The sequence below is a fragment of the Francisella sp. SYW-9 genome (assembly GCF_008711465.1).
Taxonomy (GTDB): domain Bacteria; phylum Pseudomonadota; class Gammaproteobacteria; order Francisellales; family Francisellaceae; genus Francisella.
Genome location: NZ_VXKQ01000026.1, coordinates 13,313 through 34,137, shown reverse-complemented (window position 1 = coordinate 34,137; position 20,825 = coordinate 13,313). Strand labels below are relative to the sequence as shown.

Genomic DNA, 20,825 nt, shown 5'->3' with positions numbered 1-20,825 from the left:
ATATTTATTACCACAATAAGTTAAAAATATGTCTGATGATAGTTGTTATTTTTTTGATTGATAAGTTCGTTTATTTACATCGAATAATTAAACTTGCTATAATCTAATGTTTTTGAAATTAAATTAGTAAAAGGCATTTAATGAAAGAAGTCTCAGTTGTAAAGCAAATAGGCGCAGTAGCTATAATAGCAGGAACCGCAGTAGGAGCAGGAATGTTAGGTATTCCATTTGCTGTCGCTGCAGTAGGGTTTAATTATGCTGTAATGGCTTTATTTTTAGTTTGGATAATTATGTATGCAACGGCTTTATTAATTGTTGAGGCAAATATATCTCAGCCATTAGGTACAGATATGGATTCAATAGCTAGTAATATACTAGGGAAGGCTGGTAAAGTATTGAATTTAGTCTTTTATTTATTACTGTTATATTCATTACTTACTGCTTATATATTCATGGGTGGACAGCTTTTTAATTCGTATATATTTAGTTGGGTTCATTTAGAAAATATTAATTTAGCAAAAATCTTATTCTGTCTAGTTTTTGGATTCTTTATATATAAAGGGATTAGCGTGGTTTTTAGAGTTAATGAGTTATTTTTAAGCCTAAAAATTTTAGCATTTATTTTATTTATAGTTTTTGTAGCACCTAGTATAAAAAGTGCTCTCTTAGAGAGTGACTCGTTAGGTGAAGGGTATATTTGGTTTGCGATACCTATTCTTGTTACTTCTTTTGGTTTTCATATTGTTATACCTGCTATTAGGAATTATTTTGAAAATGATAAGGTCTTTAAGAGAACCATCGCAATAGGAGCACTTACACCACTAGTTATTTATTTAGTATGGGTCGTTGCTACTTTGGGAACTGTTAGCTTATATGGTCATGGAGGCTTTATTGAGCTTAGTAGAACAGGTAAAACACTTGCCGCAGCTTATCAAAATTTAGGTCAGCATAGTTCATTAGTTTTTATAAAATTATTTGAGAATTTTGCGATTATTACATCATTTTTGGGTGTTGCTTTAGCGTTATTTTCTTTCAATAGAGATTTATATAGTATAAATATAGATAAAAAAGTAAAAAGAGCAGTGGTCCTTGCTATAACTTTAGTGCCACCATTGATATTCGCAATGTATTTTGTAAATAGCTTTATAGCAGCTTTGGGATATGCAAGTATATTCGTTGCAGTCTTGCTAATAATCCAGCCAGCTATGATGGTTTGGGTAGTTAGATCAAAAGAATCTAGAAATACTCTTGTTAGTAAGGCGTATTTGCTGGTAATATTATTAAGTGGTGTTAGTATTATAGGATTGCAATTATTGGTAGCCTTTGATAGATTACCACATATATAAATTTCATTAACTTTTAAATCTTTAAATTATTTCTATGAAGAAACCTAGCTTTGATATTAAAAAGAAACCTAATACAGCAAATAAATCTACGAATTATAAGTATAATAAAACACCTAGTGTAGAAAGCTTTAGCGCTGAAAAGTTAAACCAATTTTCTGAAGAGTTAGTTGAGTTATTTAAACTTATCCAAGCCGTTAGATACGATAGAGTAAATCTACAAGAGGAATATAATCAGTACCGTCTAAAATTAAACAATGATAGAATGAATTTAGAATCTGAAGTTATAAAAATAAAAAAACATTATGATTCTAAAATATCAGCTTTGCAGGAAGAGTATAATTCGGTAAAATCTAATAATATTAATGAGCTAACAAAAGTTAGACAAAGCTAATAAATTACAAAGTTAATCGGACAGTCGCGCTTTTATTAAGTGAGGAAAGTCCGGGCTTTATAGAGCAAGATGCCAGATAACGTCTGGGGGGCGTGAGCCTACGGAAAGTGCAACAGAAAATATACCGCCTTAATCTTTTTAAGGTAAGGGTGAAAAGGTGTGGTAAGAGCGCACCGCGCTGGTGGTAACATTCAGTGGCATTGTAAACCCCATCTAAAGCAAGACCAAATAGCGTCACTAATGCGTTGCTCGCGCAGTGGCAGGGTAGGTCGCTTGAGTTTACTGGTGACAGTAGGCCTAGATAAATGACTGTCTATTACAGAACCCGGCTTATAGATTAACTTTGTATTTTTTTATAAAAAAGTGGGTATTTATGCAAGTTATTGACTCTAAACTTTTAGATAGTGATGGTCGTATAAAAGACGAGCTATTAATATCTGAGCTTAAAAGTTTTTATAGTGATGAAAAGTTTGAAATCATAGCTAAAGCATTAGATCTTCTAAAAGCTAAAAATGCAGAATCAGTACGACATCCCACAGGAATAAATTCTTTTTTATATGCTATTGAAATGGCATATGTACTCTTTAGAATTAAGGCTGATGAAGAATCAGTTTCAGCGGGTATACTCTATGAGTTATATAACTTTGGAGATCTTACGGATGAGGAGGTTGAGCAAGTAACTAACTCTACAGTAGTTAAAATCCTACAAGGTACGCGTAAAATGTCGGCAATTAGAATGTATCGTTCAGATAATATTTCTCTTGAACAAATTGATACATTTAGAAAAATGCTACTGACAATAATAGAAGATGTTAGGATTGTATTAGTTAAGATTGTTGATAAGTTATGTACTATTCGCCATCTAAAATCTTTAAATGATAAGACTCAACGTGTTATTGCTCGAGAAACATTAGATATATATGCACCTTTAGCAAATAGGCTTGGTTTAGGCGCTATCAAGTGGGAACTTGAAGATAGGGCGTTTTTCTTTTTAGAGCAAGATAAGTATAAAGAGATTGCTAAGGATTTAGGAGTTACCCGTAAGCAAAGAGAGAGCTTCTTAAATGACGTGATAACTAGGCTAAAACAGGCTTTGAAAAAATATAGTTTAGATGATGCAATCCAAGGAAGAGTTAAGCATATATATAGCATATATAAAAAGCTAAGAAAGAAAAATTACAAAAGCCTTGATGATTTATATGACATTACAGCAGTAAGAGTTATAACCCATAATATAGATGAATGTTATAAGGTTTTAGCTGAAGTTAATAATCTTTTTTCTCCAATACCTGAAGAGTTCAGTGATTATATAGCAAATCCAAAGCCAAATGGTTATAAATCTATACATACTGTTGTACATTGCCAAGATCAGAATATTGAAGTTCAAATTAGAACTCATAAAATGCACGAAGAATCAGAGTTAGGATTTGCTGCGCATTGGCGTTATAAAGAAGGTGTTAAATTCGATGCATCATATGAGGCTAGAGTAGCATGGTTAAGGTCTCTTCTTGAGTGGGAAAGAGAAATTAATGATGATGATAGTGATATTGCTAAAGAACTTAATAGTAGGCTCTATATTTTCACTCCAGCAAATGAGTTGATTGATTTGGCAGAAGGATCAACGGTTTTAGATTTTGCATACTCTGTGCATACAATGGTTGGACATCGTACTAAAGGAGCTAAATTAAATGGCAAAATAGTACCTTTAACAACCAAACTCAGTACAGGAGATAAAGTTGAGATCTTGACTCACAAAGAACCTAATCCAAGCAAGGATTGGGCATCTGAGGGGCTAGGATATTTATCTTCAGCACGCAATAGATCTAGAGTTATCAAGTGGTTTAATGAGCAAAATAAAGAAGATAATATTGCTCTAGGAAAAGATAGGCTTCTTAAAGAGCTTAAGGGCTATGATCTTAGAGAGATTGATTTTGTGGAAGTTGCATCTAAGTTTAATATGAAAAGTAGCGATAGTCTATTTGCATCTATTGAAAATGGTAATGTAAGAATAAATAGTATTATCAATCATATTATTGATACATATTCAGCAGAAGAAAAGCTCATTAAAAAGAGATCAAAATTAGTGGCTGGTAGGCCAAAGGTCTCAAAAGTCTTAGTTTCAGGCTTTGATGGGATGAAATATGAGTTAGCTAAATGTTGCCAACCTACTTATCCTGAGCAAATACAAGGTTATATGAGTGTATCTAAGGGAGTTATGGTGCATACATCGAACTGCCCCAATTTAAGCCATTTAAAAAAGAAGAGTCCTGAGAAATTCATACATGTAGAATGGGAAAAAGATTAGTTTTTTATGAACTATGTGCTTTATTATTTTGTGACTGGGCTAGCCAGCCGTTTCTAACAAAAAATGTAACCTCATTTACTGAATGAATATTCATACCATTTGAGGTTTGCCCTGCAATACTTAACTCAATTTGTCCTGGTGTTGGACGAGGTATCTGCCATTGGCCATTTTCAAATGTTGCGGGTATTGTTGCACCATTTGCCATAAATATAGGTTTATCATCAGCTGAGATTGCAGGAGTAGTAACTATTGGGATATGTTCCTCCTTAGTGAAGATATTCGCATCTTGTTTAGGGGATATTATCTTAACATCTAAGTCACTATTTTGATTTTCATTACCTAAAGTTTGCATATTTTTTTCAGCTAAAGTTGAGTTTGAAAGTTTCTGTATATCTGATTGATTAATATTTACTTTCTTTGCTGTAGCAACTTTAGAAATATTTTGTTTGCCTTCAGGATTTATAACTGTTGGTTTACCAACTTCTATAACTTTATAATCTATGTCGCCACTTGGCTTTGTTTCTGAAAATACAACATTCCCAGTTTCTGATCTCCAGGAATATACTTGAGATGTCCCGTTATCTGCAAAGGCAGTACTTGAACATGTTACAAATATCAAACTAAAGATTACTTTATTAAATTTTGACATTTATTAGATTTACCTAGTAATAGCTATAGTTTAAGTATATATAAAATTGTGAATAATCAAAAGTATTTGTAAATTAATTCTATCTACCGAAGACTTGTTTTCTGTTAAAATTAGTTTCTTGAGATGAGTTTATGGTTTTGTGATCTTTAGTACTACCTCTGACAGAGATACTAACTGGTCCCGGGTTAGGTCTGTTGACTTTCCATACACCGTTTTCAAAGTGAGCTGGGTATGGTATTCCATTTATAATGAAAATAGGATGATCTTCCGCTGTAAGAGTTGGCTCTAGTACTATTGAAAGTTTTTCATTATGAACAAATCTATTCTCTCCATTTGCAGGGGAAATTATTTTTACATTTAAAACACCATTTGATTTCTTATTATTATCAACAGAGTTTGTGCTTGTTTGTTCTTGGATATACATGTTGTTTTGCTTAAGTGAAGCAAGTTGTTGCTCTGCAGGAGACTTCGAGTGGACTTGATTTTTAAAGTGTACGCCAACCTCTTCATATTCTTGTTTAAAAACAGGAGCTGATTGTGAAAACACAGTACTACCATCTTTTGCTTTCCATGTGTAAATAGTGTCATTTGCATAACAAAAATTTGCGACAAGACTAGTTAGTGTTAGTGTCAAAAAAAATTGATAATACTTCATCTTAGCTCTTTAATTTAAAAAAACTTTATATTTATCATTATATATGTTTTTATATTAAAATCTATGAAGTAGGTTCTTTATAACTATTGGAGAAATATGATTACTTTAAACTATGTCATTTATGATTGTATAGCAAATATCTGTTTACTAGCATTTGCATTTTCAGCTCTTAGAAGTATCAGGTTTGCTTGGATTTTAGTTTTTGCTAGTTTGGTAATAAAGGTTTTTATTTATGGTAAATATGGTTTAACAAGTTCTTTTATATATTTATCTGCTCAGATGTTTACGGCTATCTTTGCAGGAGTTATTTGGCTTAGAGAGCCTAAATATGCTCCAGTAACAAAACAAAAAAAATTAGTAGCCGTGGTTGTAACGTTAGTTGTTTTACTTATATGGGTAGGAGTTATGTATAAGTATGTAAATCCATTCATACTTAACTATAAAACTTTATTTGGTTTTGATTACTTGTGCTATATGTTATTTGTAGTAGGTGCTATTTTGTTGGCTCTTAGAATGTCTATAGGTTTATTATTCACCTCTGTAGTATTTATAAGTTATGCGGTAAGTTATGGTAACTCAGCAATTATTATGAAATCAGCCCCTACAAATTTCCAAGAATTTATTCCTTATTATTGGGTTTCAGCTATTAGTTTATTTATTGCAGGTATCTTGCTTGTGGCTTCTTATACGGATGTAAAGAGAAATAAAAACCTATAAACTGTAAATATCAAATCGATTTGTTTTTCCCTTGAGTTGGGAAGAAGGTTTTTTATTATAGAGAAATTCAGCATTTATAGGTCTTTTGACAATTACTTTATTTGCTTTTTGTGTTTCTAATATATTTTTTAAGAGTAGTGTATTTTGGTCTTCATCATTAAATGCAACTTCATGTAACACTTGCATTGCTTGTTTAACTTTTGCACTTTTTCTACGTGGAGGAAACATTGGATCAACATATATACAATCATATGTCTGTTCAGTATTTAGAATATGCTTATTACTATCTAGATTAAGTAAAGTGATGTTTTGAGCTATATGTGATATTGATTCAGTTTTACAAGCTCTGTGTAAGGCGTCACAAAGAAGTAGATAGATATAAATATCTTTTTCTATAGATATAACTTGATGTCCTCGTGCAGCTAGAGTAAAAGTATCTCTACCTAATCCTGCTGTGGTATCTAAAATTTTTAATTTTTCTTTTGATCGACCTTCAACTGCTTGTACAACACTACACTTTTTTGATTTTGGATCTATTCTATTGGCAATTTCATTACTATTAAAATCAATAAATAACTCTTGGGTTTTATTTGAGAGTCTTAGTATCCCAGCATCACAGTAAAGATATTTATCTGCTTTTGACTGGTTATATTCAAAGTTATTTTCTATAAGCCAATTAATATGCTCTACTGTTGCTTGATCAAGAGTATTTACTGTCATTATTTTTTCTTTGCTCGAGGGTGAGTACTATCAAAAACATCTGCTAATTGTTGGAAGTTTAGATGTGTATAGATCTGTGTGCTAGATATATCAGAATGACCTAATAAATCTTTTACAGCAAGTAAGTCTTTAGATGAATCTAATACATGACTAGCAAAAGAGTGTCTAAGCATATGTGGATGTATATGTTTAGTAGCATATTTTTGAGCAAAGATTTCTAATCTTTTTTGAATAGATCTGTTTGTTAGGTGGCTTCCATTTTGGGAGATGAAAAGATAATCAGATTGAGGATTAAACGAGCTTCTAACATCGAGCCATTTCTTTAGGTTTGCTAGCGTTTTAGCACCAAAATATACAACTCTCTCTTTGTTACCTTTTCCAACTACTCTAACACTTTTATCTCCTATATTGATATCTTTGATTTGTATTGAAGATAATTCACTAATACGGATGCCACAACTATATAGAAGGTCAAAACTAGCGATGTCTCTAGCTTCGATGTCATTACATGGTGCTATATCAAGTAAATATGCTAGTTCATCTATATTTATTGCCTTCGGGAGTTTCTTTTCTCCTTTAGGAGCTTTAATTCCAAGAGTAGGGTTTTTAACTATTGCTTCATTATTTAGTAAGAAGTTATAAAAGCTTCTAATAGAGCTAAGTTTACGTTGTATAGTTTTGCTTGAGTTTCCTTGAGCATGAAGTTTTTTTATCCATGTAGAAATATCATTGTAACTTAAATCTATTAAACTTTTCTCACCTAGAGAATTATTTAATTGGATTAGATCCCTTTTATAGTTGTTAATAGTCTCTTTTGAGTAGTTTTTAAGATACAACAGGTTGTCGAGAAAAGTATTTATATGTTCTAGATTTGTCATTTTAAATTACAACGCATAATATAACTATTACACCAGATATAAAAGAAATTAGCCACAAGCTTTTATACCTAGATACTTTATAGTTAAAGTTTTCACCAAGGTTATTGATTTTAAGAGCCATAAGAGAAGGCATAATCATTAAAAGTACAGCAATTGATAAACCAACACATGTCATAGCATATATAAATATGTCAGGATCAAGCTGATTTATAATTAATGGTACGGCAAAGGTTAGAAGTGTGGCAATTGAATAGCCAATAATTTTTTTTGTTTTATATAGTTTATAAGTATCAAGGTTAAAGTGAAATAATGATAAGTTAACACTTAAAAAAGATGTCATAATCGCAACATATGTAAATATATGCAATACAGCTGAAGTGACAGGTGTTTTGACTTTATCACCTAAAGCCATTAGGATATCTCCAATGTTAGCTTTATCAACAGGTATATGGTTAAATATCGAGCCCATAAAGCTTACAGATCCATGTAATGGTAATACTCCTAAAATAGTCGAGACCCATATTATATATAGTATAAGAGGGATAATACTGCCAATTATTATGACTTTTTTAATATCTCTAGTATTTTTGCCAAGATAGTCAGATAAGGCAGGTACAATGATATGAGATGTAAAAGAGGTTGTAAAAACTGGTATAGCAATAACTAGAGATACTCCAAGATCGACCGGAGCAACAAATAAGTTTTTTGCCTGTATATATTTATTAAAAACAACACATAATATGACTAAAACAAGTATTTTTAAGATTATGAAAAATCTATTAGCATAATCAACAAACCTTGTTCCAAGCACTACAATACTTCCAAAAATAATTACAAAAAGTAAAGAAGATATATTTTCATTAATATCTGGGAATGTTGTAGATAGTGATGATGCAGCAGCAGAAATATAAGCAGTACTTATAAAATACATCAAAACAAGAAAAGCTATGCTAGCAATAACGCCGCCAGCTTTACCTAAATATTTCTCTGCAATCGTTTTAAAACTACTACCATAAGGCATGGAACAAGAAATATCGGCTATAACAATAGCCGTGTAGGTCATTATACTCCATATAAGAACTATGAGTATAGAACCAATTACAAAACCAAGTTTTGCTGTGATTATAGGTAAAGCTAAAATGCCACCACCAATCATGGTGCCAACAATAATCATTATAGATCCTAGAATCTTAATAAAACTGTTTTGTGAATTATCCATTTGAGAAATATCTTAGTAGTAGTTGTTTTAGTGAGTAGGTTGCTCAGATTGTTGCTCTTTTTTCTGCATGTAAATAGCATCAAAATTAATTGGCGCTAAATTCAGGGGTAAGAAACCTCCTTTCATAATTGAAGAGTCAAGAACTCTCTTAGCATAGGGGAATAAAGTATTCGCACAATATGTATTAAGCACGGATTCAATTTGATCTTCTGGCATATTTGTTATTGTGAATATTCCTGCTTGAGTAACTTCAACGATATATACATTTGCATCATTATTTTTTGTAGTTACTGTGATAGTTAAATCAAGCTCGAAGTTCTCGTCATCAAGCTTTTTTGTATTTATATCAATATTGAAGTCAGAGTTAGGATTCCACTGATCTTTGAAACATTCTGGTGAATTAAGAGTTTCAAGAGATGTATCTTTTGTGTAAACTTTTTGAATTAAGAATGAAGGTTGATTTTCATTGTTTTGCATAGTTTTTCCTAGAAAATTTATAAGTTATAACTTGGAAATTATAACAAATTGAAGATAGTTATATAATATTAAAATTAAAAAATTATTTCATTGGTCTTAAAGATGGTGAAAAAGATACTTCATTTAGCATTTTTTTGGCGTTATTGAAATTTTTTGGGTTAACTCCTAACTGCTTTAAAGAAATATTAGTAACCTCCTTGGAATTGAATGATTTTACTTTCCATTGTTGTGCAATTTTAAAGTAAGTATTTTTATATTTTGTAAAGCGAAATACTCCTATCTCACCTATTTTGGGATTGCTAATCGTTCTACCACAGTAGATTATCATTATTAGATTATTTTTGCTCCCAGGTAGAGCTTTTGCATTCATATTCTCTTTTCTACAGTTTCTCATTAGTTTGGCAATAGAATAAATTGTAAATTTATCTAGATTGATATTCTTTTTATATTTACCGTAACTATATATTGCATTTATGGAGTATTTTTCTGTCCAGCTTTCAAAAGTTTGGCCAGTTGGTATTTCAGTAGTAGTGAAAATAGGACCATGTTGATTATTTTTGGCATGGCCTATTAGACCTGAGCTAAACCAACTTGGATAAGGATAAGTGACACTGGCATCAAATATATCCATACCTTGAATTTTAACCTGTCCTTTTTTCATTCCCATAAAATCTTTTGGGGTAGAGCATGAAGAGGTTATTAAAAAAAGTAATAAAAGAGCTATTCTGAGCATTTTGTGAATGTGAGTTTTTAGTTATAGAGTATAAATAAAGAATAGCTTTTTTAAAGAGATTTCTTTAGTTCAAGAAGTATATTCAAGGCCTCGACGGGAGTTATGTTATTGATATCGATATTATCAAGCTTTTCTCTTAATACATCTGGTTGATTTGAACTTTCAAGATCAAGAGATGTTTGAGGCTGGTTAGAGTCTATTACTATAGATTGTTTGTTTTCAAGTTTGTGTAGGTTTTGCTTAGCAGATTTTAGAACATCTAAAGGGATGCCTGCTAGTTTAGCAACTTGTATTCCATAAGATTTCTTTGCAGCACCTTCTATAGCCTTATGCATAAAGTAAATATTGTCTTTATACTCTTTAGCTTCAAAGTGGATATTTTTTATATTTGAGTATTTATTTACAAGTTCAGTAAGCTCAAAGTAATGAGTAGCGAAGAGCGTGAAAGCACCAATTTTAGCAAATTTTTCAGCACAGGATTCTGCTAATGATAAACCATCAAAAGTACTAGTTCCTCGACCTATTTCATCCATTATTACTAAGGAATTACTTGATGCATTATTTAAAATATAAGCCGTTTCAGTCATCTCAACCATAAATGTAGATCTACCACTTGAGATATCATCAGATGCACCTATTCTTGTATATATTGTATCAATGTCACATATATCTGCATGGCTTGCAGGTACAAATGAGCCAAGATGAGCTAAGAATATTAATTGAGCAACTTGGCGCATATATGTCGATTTGCCACCCATGTTAGGGCCAGTGATTATCTCTAAAGTATGAGTATCTTTTGTTAGCGATGTATTATTTGGAATAAATGGTTCATCAGTATTTTGTTCTATAGCAAGATGACGAACTTCTTTAAGGTCTAATTTACCATGGTTGTTAAAGTTAGGTTGTCTAAGATTGAGTTTGATAGCTCTTTCAGCGAAATTGGCTAGCACATCTATTTGAGCAATATTTTCTGCTGTTTGTTGAATTTGGCTATAATACTCTAGAACCTTCTTTAGTAGAGAATCATAAATTAGTTTTTCTCTAGCTAGGGCTTTTTCTTTTGATGAAAGGATTTTATCTTCAAAATCTTTTAACTCTTCTGTGATATAACGTTCACTTGCTTTTAATGTTTGTCTTCTAGTGTACTCAGCAGGGACTTGATCTGCATATTGCTTAGACAACTCTATGTAGTAGCCATGTACTCGGTTATAACCAACCTTAAGAGTGCTAATGCCAGTTTTTTGTTTCTGTAATTGCTCAAATTTTAATAGAAAATCATAAGAGTTATCTTTTATGCTTTTAAGTTCATCAAGTTCTTTATCAAAGCCTTCTTTAATGACGCCACCATCTCGAATAGTTACAGGAGGGTTTTCTATAATAGCTTTATCTAAAAGCTCAACTAATTCATCAAGTTGATATATACCATTATTTAAATTTTGTACTTCTTTAATTTCTTTCTCAGATAAAAGCTTTTTGAGGTCTGGTAGTTGTTTAAGAGAACTCTGAAGAGATACTATATCTTTAGGCTTTACAGTTCCTAAAGCAACGCGCGAAATTATTCTTTCAATATCATTAATGTAGCTAAGCACTTCTTGAAGTTTTAAGAAATGATGATTTTCTTTAAAATTTTCAATGATACTATGACGTAAGTGTATCTTAGTTAGATTTTTCGTAGGGTTTTTAAAATATCTTCGTAGTAATCGGCTACCAAGACTTGTTTTACACTTATCAATAATATTTAATAAGCTACTTTTTGAATTGCTATCAAGTTCAAGGTTTATTCTGCTATTAATGTCTATATTAAGTGTTTGTTCATCTTCATTAAAACTAATGTCTGTAATATGCCTAGGTGTATTTTTTAGTGTTGTGGCAAGATATCCAAGTATTGAGCCTATAGATACTATCTGCTCAGTTTTGTACTGTTTTAAAACATTAGTTGCTATGCTTACATCAAGAGAGTCTGAGATATGTTTTTTTGCTTCAAAATTACTAAAGAACCACTCTTCTAAGACTTTAAGAGGTTTTTGAAATATATCTTGTTCTTTAAGCTCTTGAGAGTTCGTGATAATCTCTTGAGGAGAAAGTTTTAAGACTTCGTTCTTTAGTTCAATTAAATTGTTTATTTTGTTTAATAAATATATTTTACCTTGAGTATAGTTAGTATAAGCTAAGTGATATTTGTCATTTTTTACATAAATACTTAGTAGTATACTATCTGTATTTGTATCTAAGAAAGCTTCTTCTGAAACTGTTGCTGGAGTTATTATCCTTACAACATCTCTCTCAACAGGACCTTTTGAACTATTCGGGTCGCCTATTTGTTCACATATAGCTATAGAAAGTCCCTTTTTGACTATTTTGGCAATATAGCTTTCTGCTGCATGATAAGGTACACCTGCCATTGGTATAGGATCGCCATTAGATTTACCACGAGCAGTAAGAGTTATATCTAAAAGATCAGCCGCTTTCTTAGCATCATCAAAGAATAGTTCATAAAAATCTCCCATACGGTAAAATAGCAGGATATCTTGATATTGTGCTTTGATTTTTAGGTATTGTTGTATCATTGGTGTATGATGAGAAATATCTTGCATAAAACTTAATTTAGAATATTTTGTATGGGAGTGATTATATTACATATATCTGATATAACAAACTTTGAAAATCATTCACTGCTATCTTTTTTATTTTATTAAAATACTTTAGAATATCTGTAGCTATTTTTATGAATTGATTTGCATTTGAAAGGAGAAAATAGAAAATGAATTATTTAGACTTTGAGTCAAAAATTAAAGAGGTTGAAGATAAAATTACATCTTTATCTCATGTCTTTGAAGATGAAAAGACAGAGAATGAGCTTAAAAAACTTAATAAGAAAAGACTTGAATTGATGGAGTCAACTTACTCTAAACTTACAGATTGGCAGGTAGTTCAGTTATCGCGTCATCCGGACAGACCGTATTTTAAAGATCTTTTACCATTAGTTTTTACTGATTTTCAAGAGCTTCATGGTGATAGAGCATTTGGTGATGATTTGGCTGTTATTGGCGGTCTTGCAAAGCTAAACAATGTTCCTGTAATGGTTATAGGGCAAGAAAAAGGCCGTGATACTAAGAGTAAAATCAAGCATAACTTTGGTATGATGCATCCTGAAGGATATCGTAAGGCTTTACGTTTAATGAAGTTGGCAGAGAAGTTTAATATGCCTGTTATTACTTTCATTGATACTCCAGGTGCTTATCCAGGTATCAAAGCTGAAGAACGTGGTCAAAGTGAAGCTATCGCTAGAAACTTATTTGAAATGAGTGCACTAAAAGTCCCTGTGATTTGTACGGTTATTGGTGAAGGGTGCTCAGGTGGTGCTTTAGGTATAGGTGTTGGTGATAAACTACTTATGCTTCAATATAGCTATTTTGCGACAATCTCTCCAGAAGGTTGTGCTTCTATCTTACATAAAACAGCTGAGAAAGCTTCTGAAGTTACACAAATGATGAATATAACTTCTGATCGTCTAAAAGAGCTTGAGATTGTTGATGGTATTATTCCTGAGCCTTTAGGTGGAGCTCATAGAGATTATGAATCTACAGCTGCTAATATTAGAAAAGCTTTAGCTATTGAGTTAAAAGAGCTATCAGCGATGTCTGTTGAGCAAAGAAATTCAAAAAGATATGATAAATTGATGTCTTTTGGTCGATTTAAGGAGGCTTAGTTTATAAGCTAAAATGATTTATGAACTTACAAGTGACAAAATCACAAGCAGGGTTTGGTATTGTAGAATCAATGCTAGCTGCAATGATTTTGTTATTTGTCCTTTCTTCAGGTTTTCTTCTTTTAAATAGTGTCTTAATTAATATAACTCTTGAAAATAAAAAAGATGAGATTGCATCAATTCTTGATGAGAGGGTAAATATCTATCGTCTTACAGGAGTCTTCGATGATTCTAAGACTGAAGATGGCATAGAATTCAAAAAAACAGTAGTCCTTAAAGTAGAAAAGCAAGCAAAGCCTAAAAAAGAGAAAAGGTCTGTGGATAGATTTAATTCATATAGTATTGCAGATATCAAAAAAATGGCTGAAAAAGCCGATAAAAAACAGCAAAAAGAAGCTTCAAATAATGTCAAAGTAATCTACAAGTTAGTTAATATAGCCGCTTTTGACGATACTATGGGTGTCGCTGATAGAGTCAAAATTATACAGCGAGAGGTAGAGCAAAATGATAGTCAGAAAAAAGAATAGAGCATCTGGCTTTACCTTGCCAGAGCTAATGGTATCAATGGTTATAGCGGCTATAGTGATGACTATGGCTATTGGTATTTATATCAATATGAAGCAACAATATACAAAGCTTAATGAAAAGCATAGAATAAATGCTGACCAATTGATGGTTAAGCAAATATTTTATAATGCTATAGGCCATGCCGGCTATATCACAAAATATGGAGATTTGCACCAGGACCTTGTGGATAACTCCGGGGATAACCTTGAAGATATCTTTGGTAAAATGGGGACTATTGCTATAGGTAAGGCTCCTCTTGAAGGAGTTTCAAGTTTACCAGAAGGTTTGAGTTTGTCTGATGAGGCTTGTCAGCAACGTAAGGCTGATCAGGATAATTTAAAAGGTATGAGTCTTAATAAAGAGATACATTGTGTTGAGCCTAATACTGATTATCTTGTAATTCAAAGAAGTAGTTTAAATTCTAGTTTAAAAACAAATTCCTCAAACAATATTTTTAAAGTAAATGATTTTCAAAAAGATATATCTCCAGAAAGAGATATCTCAATCGATGATTACTTAGTTTTATGTAATGCCTTTGAATGTGATTTAGTTAAGGCTGGAGCTATAACAGGAGATTTTGTTTCAACAACCACGCGTATTGAAAATAAATTTAAAGTCGGTGATTATGTAGGTAAGTATGTTTTAGAGATTTTCTTTGTCGCTGATAGTGGTAAAAAAAATAAAGATGGGAAGGAATTATACTCACTATATGAATATATAAAACAAAACTCAAATGACTCATCAATGTACGAGTTGATAAGTAATGTTAGTGATTTAAAGATTGCATATGTTTTAAACTCTGATGTGCATAGAGGAAACCCGGAGTTAAATTGGCAAGAGATAGAGAAATCTCCTATTAATGTAAGAAGCGATACAATTGCAGCATTAAAGATTTCTTTTAAGGTCTCTGATCAGCCAACTAGTAAAATATTTTTGGTAGGAGATGCATAGATGCAAAGGCTACATAAAAACTTCAACTCTAAGAATTCAGGTTCAGCTCTATTGATGGCATTAATATTCTCATTTGTAGTCATGGTGTTATTAACAGGACTTTTATACACTTTTAAAATGGGGTTGCTTACTACAAAAAGTATTATTAAAAATAGTAATGAAAAAGTACTCGGTGAAACCTATATATTAAATGCCAAAGACGATATTGATTTTACAAAATCAAATAAGTTTGTAGTGGGAGATAGCAAATTTAAGGTAATTGTTAATGATGATGATATTTCATCATTTTTTCCTAAAGGTAATAATGCTGAACTTTTTCAATCACAAGAGTACAATAGTTATAATGCGATATATGAAGCATCTAACTTAGGTGCAGCAGTAGATCTAAAAGAGAGAATTATCTATAACGCATTAAGTGCAAATCTATATCAAAATTTTGGTGGGGAATATATAGCAATAAATGTTCCAATGATAAATACTGCAGCTATTACTGACTATAGAGCAAGAACCTATCGTTTGTCTAATGATGGGACAATGAAAGACGCGTACAAGGGCTTTATTGGCTTTATTCAAAAACAAAATAAACAGATAAATATATTCACAGAAAAAGTTAAAATAGGCGTTCCTATCCCAGATTCGATGGGTGTTAATTATAAAGTAAAGGTTGGCTGGAATTTAGAAAAGGGAAAATGGAGCTTATATTTACTTCTATATGACACAGATAAGCTATTTACTACTCATTTCTTATTAGATGATATCTTAAATGAAGATGTTAAAGGCTTAGCGCCTGATAATGAGGAGTTAGGAAATGATATTGGTCAATGGCGAGCTGTAATTCAAAAAGGTAGTAGAGGGTCATCAGGAGGTCAATTTCTTAAAGATAATATCTTTGATGTTGCATGGTATTTTGATGAAAATGATGAACCTCCTCAATTGATGTTAGTTCGAAAGGCTTATAAAAAAAAGGGTAATAGAGAAGTACTTGAGGTTTATTCTTCAAGGTATTCAAGAACAAATGAGAACTATACTCTTAAATTAGTAGATACATTAGCATTTAAAGCAAAATTAAGCGATAAAAATATTAAGCTTTTAGTCCCAGATACTGCTAATAATCTTAATGCAAATATGATCCTTATCTTCCATCCCAATAGCCAAAGTAAAAATCTTATGGGTGTGAGTGATTTTAACTATAATGGTGATCATAGAGTTGGTAAGAGCTTAGATACCTATATTGATGGTGATACATTTGGAAATCCAGTTATAATTTCAAAGGATGAGAACTCTATGTATATTGTAACTTTTGAACCAAACAAAATTCATAGATATGAATATGTCAAAGGTTATGGAGGTTTTGAACCTTTTGACTATGGTTCGAATGGTTTAGAAAAAGAGTTTGATTTTGCGGATACTGATAATGTCATATCATCACCAGATAACTCACAAGATGAAGAGCAATCAGGAGATATAATTCAGTTGATTGTACCAAAATTTGGTTATTTATTTGTTTTTACAAATAGTAAGGTGATTCAATTAAATTCTAATTTAGAGGAGCTTCAGGAGGTTCCAATTAGTAGTTTTGAGTCGCCACAACTTTTAGCTGATTTTGATGCTATTAAAAATACTGTAAATAAGATTTATATCCAGCCGAATGCATTAATTTCAAAGGTACAAGAAATTAGAGATAATCTTGGTGATGAGGATGAGCCTAAAGATGAGAATGAGATAAATGATCAATTTCAGACTCAGGTAGATAATTCTGAAAACAATGAAAACAATGAAAAGAATAATGATGAAGATATTGCTGGTGAATCAGTATATTTAGATAGCAAATATCTTTATCCGTTAGGAATAGTTAAAAAGGTAATAATATGAGTATATTGGATAATGTAAATACTGAAAAAAGAAATCAAAGAAGCTTTAATCTTGATTCAATGTCTATTTCAGAGTCTGTTAGTTTAATGATAGATGAAGAATATAATGTTATAGAAGCTCTAAAAGAACAACATGAGAATATAGTAAAAGTAATTACACAAACCTCACAAGCTTTGAAAAATGGAGGAAGAATAATATACGTAGGTGCTGGAACAAGTGGTCGCTTAGGTATATTAGATGCTGTAGAGTGTCCGCCGACTTTTAGTGTTGATTATAATACTGTTGTTGGTCTTATAGCTGGTGGAGAAAAAGCTTTTATTGAAGCTCAAGAGGGTGCTGAAGATAATCCTGAATTTGGTAAGGAGGATCTAAAACAAATAGGCTTAACAAGTAAAGATATTGTTATTGGGATAGCTGCTAGTGGTAGAACTCCATATGTTATAGGAGCTCTAGAATATGCTAATGATATTGGAGCTCAGACAGTAGCTGTAAGTTGTACAAAGCAAGCTAAAATATCTCAATATGCTACACTTCATGTAGAAGCTGTACCTGGTCCAGAAGTCCTGACAGGCTCAACAAGGTTAAAATCTGGAACTACTCAAAAGCTTATATTAAACATGATATCTACATTATCTATGGTATCTGTTGGAAAAGTATATCAAAACTTAATGGTGGATGTGAAATCTACAAATGAAAAGCTTGTTGAGCGATCAAAAAGAATTATATGTGAAGCTACAGGCGTTGAGTATGATATAGCCCAAGATTTTTATAAGAAAGCTAATAAATCAGTTAAATTAGCTATAGTTATGATACTAAATGATTGTGATTATAAACAAGCTTTGGCAATATTAAAGAATAACAATAATTTTATAAAAAGCTAAAATGAGAGTATTGATATTATTTATAGGTGTTTTGATTAGCTTGGATGCATATTGTGCTATTTACCAAACACAGGAGAATGGTGTTCCAGATTTTTCTAATATTAAGTCAAAAGATGCAAAAAAGCTTAATATGCAAAGTGATCCTGTATCTGTTGTAAATATGAATAATGTCTCAAAAGATTTATATCAAGCACGTAAATATAGATCACAAGGCCCTGATTATTATATCCCACGAGGTCAAGATACTCTTCAATCATCTTTTCCAGAGCAATATACGGATAATTATTATGATTTTTATGGTCGTAATCATCATTATGAAAGTTTAATGTCATCAACTGAGAGCTTCCAAAATTATGCTTGGGATGGCGCAAATAATTCAAGATTACGTACTAATTATTAAATAGGGTTTGTTTTGTTATTCAAGCAGATCTTGTTAGTTTTATCATAAAAGAGGATATATGAAAAAAGTATTTTTATATACGGTGATATCTTTATTTTTAGTGCTATTACTAGTTTTTATACTAATGTATTTTGAGATAGGTAATAGGCACTACAAGAAGAAACAGTGTGAAGATATAGCTAAGAATATGAATACTGTTTCAAAGTATGAAGATGGAATTTGTTTTTTAAAGATGAATAATACTTATATTCCTAAAGGAATGATAAAAGAGATGTTTCTATAGTGCGTAAAGTCTTATTAATTAGTTAAATATTTTTATACAAAGGATATATTTTTATGAAAAAGGTATTTTTATATACAGCTGGCCTTGCTTTAGCTGTTTCAAGTTTTGCAGATGAGTGTCATCCGCAAATAAACTCTAATGATCAAAACTTTGTAGTTGGTTATGGTAGTTTAATGAATGATTCTTCAAGAATGAGAACGAATCCAAAAGCAAAAAATGTTTACCCAGTAGAAGTTAAAAACTTTGAGAGAGTTTGGGGATTAAGGGCTGGAGGTTCATATAGAACAACAGCTCTTTTAGTTGTACCAAAACAAGGTGCGCATTTAAATGCAGTTTACTATCCGGTTAATTCAGATGGGATGAAATCAGCTGATAGTAGAGAAGTTCATTACTGTAGATATAAAATCCCAGCGAGTGATATACAGTCACTAGGCTTAAAAAATCTACAAAAAGGTACTTATTGGATATACGCACAGCAACCAAGTGCAATTAAAAAGCCTAATAAAGAATATCCAATTATTCAATCATATGTTGATTTATTTATAACAGGTTGTATGCAGGTTCAAGATCGTTATTTAATAAAAGGGTTTGTTAAAGAGTGTATCAAAACAACAAAGGGCTGGAATAATAATGCTTGGATTAATGATAGGGTTAATCCACGTAGGCCGACTGATTCCACTCCAGGAGCAATCCAGGTTGATAACTATTTAGTGAAGTATCTTGGTAAAGCCTACTATAATCATAAGTATGAATAATTTAGACTTATTGATTTATGGTATTTGCAGGTTTCTTGGCAAGGTTAGGAGGGTAGATTTTATTTACGACCACTTTTAATGTTGACCCTTGAGCTAATATTGAAAGGATCACAACAGTATATGTAAGACTTACGATAACATGACCTTCATCTGGTAGTGAAAGTGCTAATGCAAGAGATATACCTCCTCTTACACCAGACCAAGCAACTAACAGATTATCTTTTACTGAACCCTTAGTTAATTTTTTATCAATAACAGTTATTGGAATTGATATACTAATTAATCTTGCAAAGGTTACGATAAATATACCTGCAACACCTACCCAAAAAGCTCCCATATTAAATGGAATGCTAGTTAATTCTAAACCAATGAGTATAAATAAGAATGAGTTAAGCATATTATCAATAACCATCCAGAAGTTATCTACTTTATCAACTTGCTCAGGATAGCTCTTTTTAGATTCAGATAGGTTATTGCCAATAAATAGACCTGCAACAACCATGGCAATAGGTCCTGATACTTGTAAACTATGTGCAATTACATACCCCATGCTAGCTACAGCAAGTGTGACAAAAATAGATGTCTCAGAGTCTCTATTAGTTTTTAAAAAAATAAGAGCTACTTGAGCAAAAATATAGCCTAAGATAATACCACCACCTGCTTCAGTAGCAATTTGTTTGGTAATTAACCAGACATATGTATTAATACTACTATGACTGTTTATAGCATGACCAAATTCTCCACCACTGCCAAAGAAGAAAATATTTGAAAGAACAACAAAAAGTACAATACCTGTCGCATCATTAAATAATGATTCTCCAACCACACGAGTTTTTATATGTTTAGGTATAGATTTATTACCGGCTAAGGTACTAATTACTGCTATTGGATCTGTTGGTGATATTAATGCACCAAAAACTAAGCAATAGCCAAAACTAATATTAAAATTAACTAGTAGACATAAACCATATATTAATACTGCAGTGGTAATAGCTGATAGTAGTAATCCAATACTTGCTAAACCAAAGACGGCCTTAAGTTCTTTCTTAAGATCTATCATATTAAAGTGTAAAGCATTAGCAAATAATAAAAATGATAACATTCCGTCTAATACTGTTTTTTTGAAATCAAAGCTTGATAATGCCACTACAAGAAAATTTGTATCACTTAGCATAGATGCGCATAATGCAGAGAATGTTATCGAGAGAATTGTTAAACCAATGGCTTTAGGCAGTTTTAAAAATTTAGTATTAATATAACTCATTAATGCTGCTACAACAGTTAATAAACTAAATAAAAAATATTCACTCATAAATA

General features: G+C 31.5%; 21 protein-coding genes and 1 other RNA gene. 13 read left to right on the top strand and 9 right to left on the bottom strand.

The features are described from left to right. The first annotated feature begins 140 nt into the window (after positions 1–140). The 4 genes from F3D62_RS10145 (at position 141) to F3D62_RS10130 (ending at position 4,042) form a co-directional block, all read left to right on the top strand. Positions 141–1,346, top strand: coding sequence for an amino acid permease (locus tag F3D62_RS10145; RefSeq protein WP_150468134.1), 1,206 nt, complete (start codon positions 141–143; stop codon positions 1,344–1,346). Positions 1,347–1,380: 34 nt separating this feature from the next. Next, entirely contained in the window at positions 1,381–1,737 is a 357-nt protein-coding gene (locus F3D62_RS10140; protein WP_150468133.1) for a hypothetical protein, read from the top strand. Between the two features lie 8 nt (positions 1,738–1,745). Then, positions 1,746–2,086, top strand: an RNA gene (gene rnpB / locus F3D62_RS10135) — RNase P RNA component class A. A gap of 24 nt (positions 2,087–2,110) precedes the next feature. Then, the gene (locus F3D62_RS10130) at positions 2,111–4,042 is read left to right on the top strand and encodes a RelA/SpoT family protein (RefSeq protein WP_150468132.1); all 1,932 of its coding nucleotides are present in this window, start codon (positions 2,111–2,113) and stop codon (positions 4,040–4,042) included. A gap of 4 nt (positions 4,043–4,046) precedes the next feature. Here the strand turns inward: F3D62_RS10130 and F3D62_RS10125 are convergent, their stop codons facing one another. Then, positions 4,047–4,691 (bottom strand): DUF4124 domain-containing protein, encoded by a 645-nt coding sequence (locus tag F3D62_RS10125; RefSeq protein WP_150468131.1) that lies wholly within the window; start codon positions 4,689–4,691, stop codon positions 4,047–4,049. Positions 4,692–4,770: 79 nt separating this feature from the next. After that, positions 4,771–5,346 (bottom strand): DUF4124 domain-containing protein, encoded by a 576-nt coding sequence (locus tag F3D62_RS10120; protein WP_150468130.1) that lies wholly within the window; start codon positions 5,344–5,346, stop codon positions 4,771–4,773. A gap of 96 nt (positions 5,347–5,442) precedes the next feature. Between F3D62_RS10120 and F3D62_RS10115 the strand changes: the two genes are divergently transcribed. Further along, a complete protein-coding gene (locus F3D62_RS10115) occupies positions 5,443–6,063 on the top strand; it encodes a hypothetical protein (protein ID WP_150468129.1) in 621 nt (206 codons plus the stop codon). Here the strand turns inward: F3D62_RS10115 and F3D62_RS10110 are convergent. From F3D62_RS10110 to mutS, 6 genes are all read right to left on the bottom strand, one after another. Beyond that, entirely contained in the window at positions 6,058–6,783 is a 726-nt protein-coding gene (locus tag F3D62_RS10110; RefSeq protein ID WP_150468128.1) for a class I SAM-dependent methyltransferase, read from the bottom strand. The two genes, F3D62_RS10115 and F3D62_RS10110, sit on opposite strands and share 6 nt — an antisense overlap. After that, positions 6,783–7,661 (bottom strand): site-specific tyrosine recombinase/integron integrase, encoded by an 879-nt coding sequence (xerA, locus tag F3D62_RS10105; RefSeq protein ID WP_150468127.1) that lies wholly within the window; start codon positions 7,659–7,661, stop codon positions 6,783–6,785. Before xerA ends, F3D62_RS10110 begins: the two co-directional genes overlap by 1 nt. Position 7,662: 1 nt before the next feature. Next, positions 7,663–8,880, bottom strand: a complete 1,218-nt coding sequence (locus tag F3D62_RS10100) for an amino acid permease (RefSeq protein WP_150468126.1) — start codon at positions 8,878–8,880, stop codon at positions 7,663–7,665. A 27-nt stretch (positions 8,881–8,907) separates the two neighbouring features. Further along, entirely contained in the window at positions 8,908–9,357 is a 450-nt protein-coding gene (gene secB / locus F3D62_RS10095) for a protein-export chaperone SecB (RefSeq protein ID WP_150468125.1), read from the bottom strand. Between the two features lie 82 nt (positions 9,358–9,439). Continuing rightward, complete coding sequence (locus F3D62_RS10090) at positions 9,440–10,018, bottom strand: hypothetical protein (protein WP_150468124.1); 579 nt, start codon at positions 10,016–10,018, stop codon at positions 9,440–9,442. A 122-nt stretch (positions 10,019–10,140) separates the two neighbouring features. Further along, a complete protein-coding gene (mutS, locus tag F3D62_RS10085; protein WP_150468123.1) occupies positions 10,141–12,684 on the bottom strand; it encodes a DNA mismatch repair protein MutS in 2,544 nt (847 codons plus the stop codon). Between the two features lie 167 nt (positions 12,685–12,851). On the opposite strand from mutS, the gene F3D62_RS10080 reads away from it, so the two are divergent. Genes F3D62_RS10080 through F3D62_RS10045 form a run of 8 tightly spaced genes read left to right on the top strand, consistent with a single transcriptional unit; the run spans position 12,852 to position 19,508 of the window. Next, on the top strand, positions 12,852–13,799 hold the full coding sequence (locus F3D62_RS10080) for an acetyl-CoA carboxylase carboxyltransferase subunit alpha (RefSeq protein ID WP_150468122.1): 948 nt from the start codon (positions 12,852–12,854) through the stop codon (positions 13,797–13,799). 20 nt (positions 13,800–13,819) lie between these two features. After that, positions 13,820–14,326: a pilus assembly protein gene (locus F3D62_RS10075; RefSeq protein WP_150468121.1), complete on the top strand. Its 507-nt coding sequence runs from the start codon at positions 13,820–13,822 to the stop codon at positions 14,324–14,326. Next, positions 14,304–15,317: a PilW family protein gene (locus F3D62_RS10070; RefSeq protein WP_150468120.1), complete on the top strand. Its 1,014-nt coding sequence runs from the start codon at positions 14,304–14,306 to the stop codon at positions 15,315–15,317. The genes F3D62_RS10075 and F3D62_RS10070 overlap by 23 nt, the downstream gene beginning before the upstream one ends. Beyond that, entirely contained in the window at positions 15,318–17,189 is a 1,872-nt protein-coding gene (locus tag F3D62_RS10065; protein ID WP_150468119.1) for a hypothetical protein, read from the top strand. Further along, entirely contained in the window at positions 17,186–18,070 is an 885-nt protein-coding gene (gene murQ, locus F3D62_RS10060; RefSeq protein ID WP_150468118.1) for an N-acetylmuramic acid 6-phosphate etherase, read from the top strand. Before F3D62_RS10065 ends, murQ begins: the two co-directional genes overlap by 4 nt. Before the next feature lies 1 nt (position 18,071). After that, positions 18,072–18,470, top strand: coding sequence for a hypothetical protein (locus F3D62_RS10055; protein ID WP_150468117.1), 399 nt, complete (start codon positions 18,072–18,074; stop codon positions 18,468–18,470). 58 nt (positions 18,471–18,528) lie between these two features. Then, positions 18,529–18,753 (top strand): hypothetical protein, encoded by a 225-nt coding sequence (locus F3D62_RS10050; RefSeq protein ID WP_150468116.1) that lies wholly within the window; start codon positions 18,529–18,531, stop codon positions 18,751–18,753. A gap of 53 nt (positions 18,754–18,806) precedes the next feature. After that, positions 18,807–19,508 carry a gamma-glutamylcyclotransferase family protein gene (locus F3D62_RS10045; RefSeq protein WP_150468115.1) on the top strand — a complete coding sequence of 234 codons (702 nt, stop codon included), beginning with the start codon at positions 18,807–18,809 and terminating at the stop codon, positions 19,506–19,508. A gap of 7 nt (positions 19,509–19,515) precedes the next feature. On the opposite strand, the gene F3D62_RS10040 is transcribed toward F3D62_RS10045, so the two are convergent. Continuing rightward, on the bottom strand, positions 19,516–20,820 hold the full coding sequence (locus F3D62_RS10040) for a cation:proton antiporter (protein ID WP_150468114.1): 1,305 nt from the start codon (positions 20,818–20,820) through the stop codon (positions 19,516–19,518). Between the last annotated feature and the right edge of the window lie 5 nt (positions 20,821–20,825).

Bases quoted from the DNA above. Each gene is read 5' to 3' on its own strand.
- mutS (WP_150468123.1), bottom strand. From the start codon at position 12,684: ATGCAAGATATTTCTCATCATACACCAATGATACAACAATACCTAAAA.
- F3D62_RS10070 (WP_150468120.1), top strand. From the start codon at position 14,304: ATGATAGTCAGAAAAAAGAATAGAGCATCTGGCTTTACCTTGCCAGAG.
- F3D62_RS10145 (WP_150468134.1), top strand. From the start codon at position 141: ATGAAAGAAGTCTCAGTTGTAAAGCAAATAGGCGCAGTAGCTATAATA.
- F3D62_RS10125 (WP_150468131.1), bottom strand. From the start codon at position 4,691: ATGTCAAAATTTAATAAAGTAATCTTTAGTTTGATATTTGTAACATGT.
- F3D62_RS10050 (WP_150468116.1), top strand. From the start codon at position 18,529: ATGAAAAAAGTATTTTTATATACGGTGATATCTTTATTTTTAGTGCTA.
- F3D62_RS10075 (WP_150468121.1), top strand. From the start codon at position 13,820: ATGAACTTACAAGTGACAAAATCACAAGCAGGGTTTGGTATTGTAGAA.
- F3D62_RS10115 (WP_150468129.1), top strand. From the start codon at position 5,443: ATGATTACTTTAAACTATGTCATTTATGATTGTATAGCAAATATCTGT.
- F3D62_RS10140 (WP_150468133.1), top strand. From the start codon at position 1,381: ATGAAGAAACCTAGCTTTGATATTAAAAAGAAACCTAATACAGCAAAT.
- F3D62_RS10110 (WP_150468128.1), bottom strand. From the start codon at position 6,783: ATGACAGTAAATACTCTTGATCAAGCAACAGTAGAGCATATTAATTGG.
- F3D62_RS10130 (WP_150468132.1), top strand. From the start codon at position 2,111: ATGCAAGTTATTGACTCTAAACTTTTAGATAGTGATGGTCGTATAAAA.
- F3D62_RS10055 (WP_150468117.1), top strand. From the start codon at position 18,072: ATGAGAGTATTGATATTATTTATAGGTGTTTTGATTAGCTTGGATGCA.
- F3D62_RS10045 (WP_150468115.1), top strand. From the start codon at position 18,807: ATGAAAAAGGTATTTTTATATACAGCTGGCCTTGCTTTAGCTGTTTCA.
- F3D62_RS10090 (WP_150468124.1), bottom strand. From the start codon at position 10,018: ATGAAAAAAGGACAGGTTAAAATTCAAGGTATGGATATATTTGATGCC.
- F3D62_RS10080 (WP_150468122.1), top strand. From the start codon at position 12,852: ATGAATTATTTAGACTTTGAGTCAAAAATTAAAGAGGTTGAAGATAAA.
- F3D62_RS10065 (WP_150468119.1), top strand. From the start codon at position 15,318: ATGCAAAGGCTACATAAAAACTTCAACTCTAAGAATTCAGGTTCAGCT.
- F3D62_RS10100 (WP_150468126.1), bottom strand. From the start codon at position 8,880: ATGGATAATTCACAAAACAGTTTTATTAAGATTCTAGGATCTATAATG.
- F3D62_RS10120 (WP_150468130.1), bottom strand. From the start codon at position 5,346: ATGAAGTATTATCAATTTTTTTTGACACTAACACTAACTAGTCTTGTC.
- F3D62_RS10040 (WP_150468114.1), bottom strand. From the start codon at position 20,820: ATGAGTGAATATTTTTTATTTAGTTTATTAACTGTTGTAGCAGCATTA.
- xerA (WP_150468127.1), bottom strand. From the start codon at position 7,661: ATGACAAATCTAGAACATATAAATACTTTTCTCGACAACCTGTTGTAT.
- murQ (WP_150468118.1), top strand. From the start codon at position 17,186: ATGAGTATATTGGATAATGTAAATACTGAAAAAAGAAATCAAAGAAGC.
- secB (WP_150468125.1), bottom strand. From the start codon at position 9,357: ATGCAAAACAATGAAAATCAACCTTCATTCTTAATTCAAAAAGTTTAC.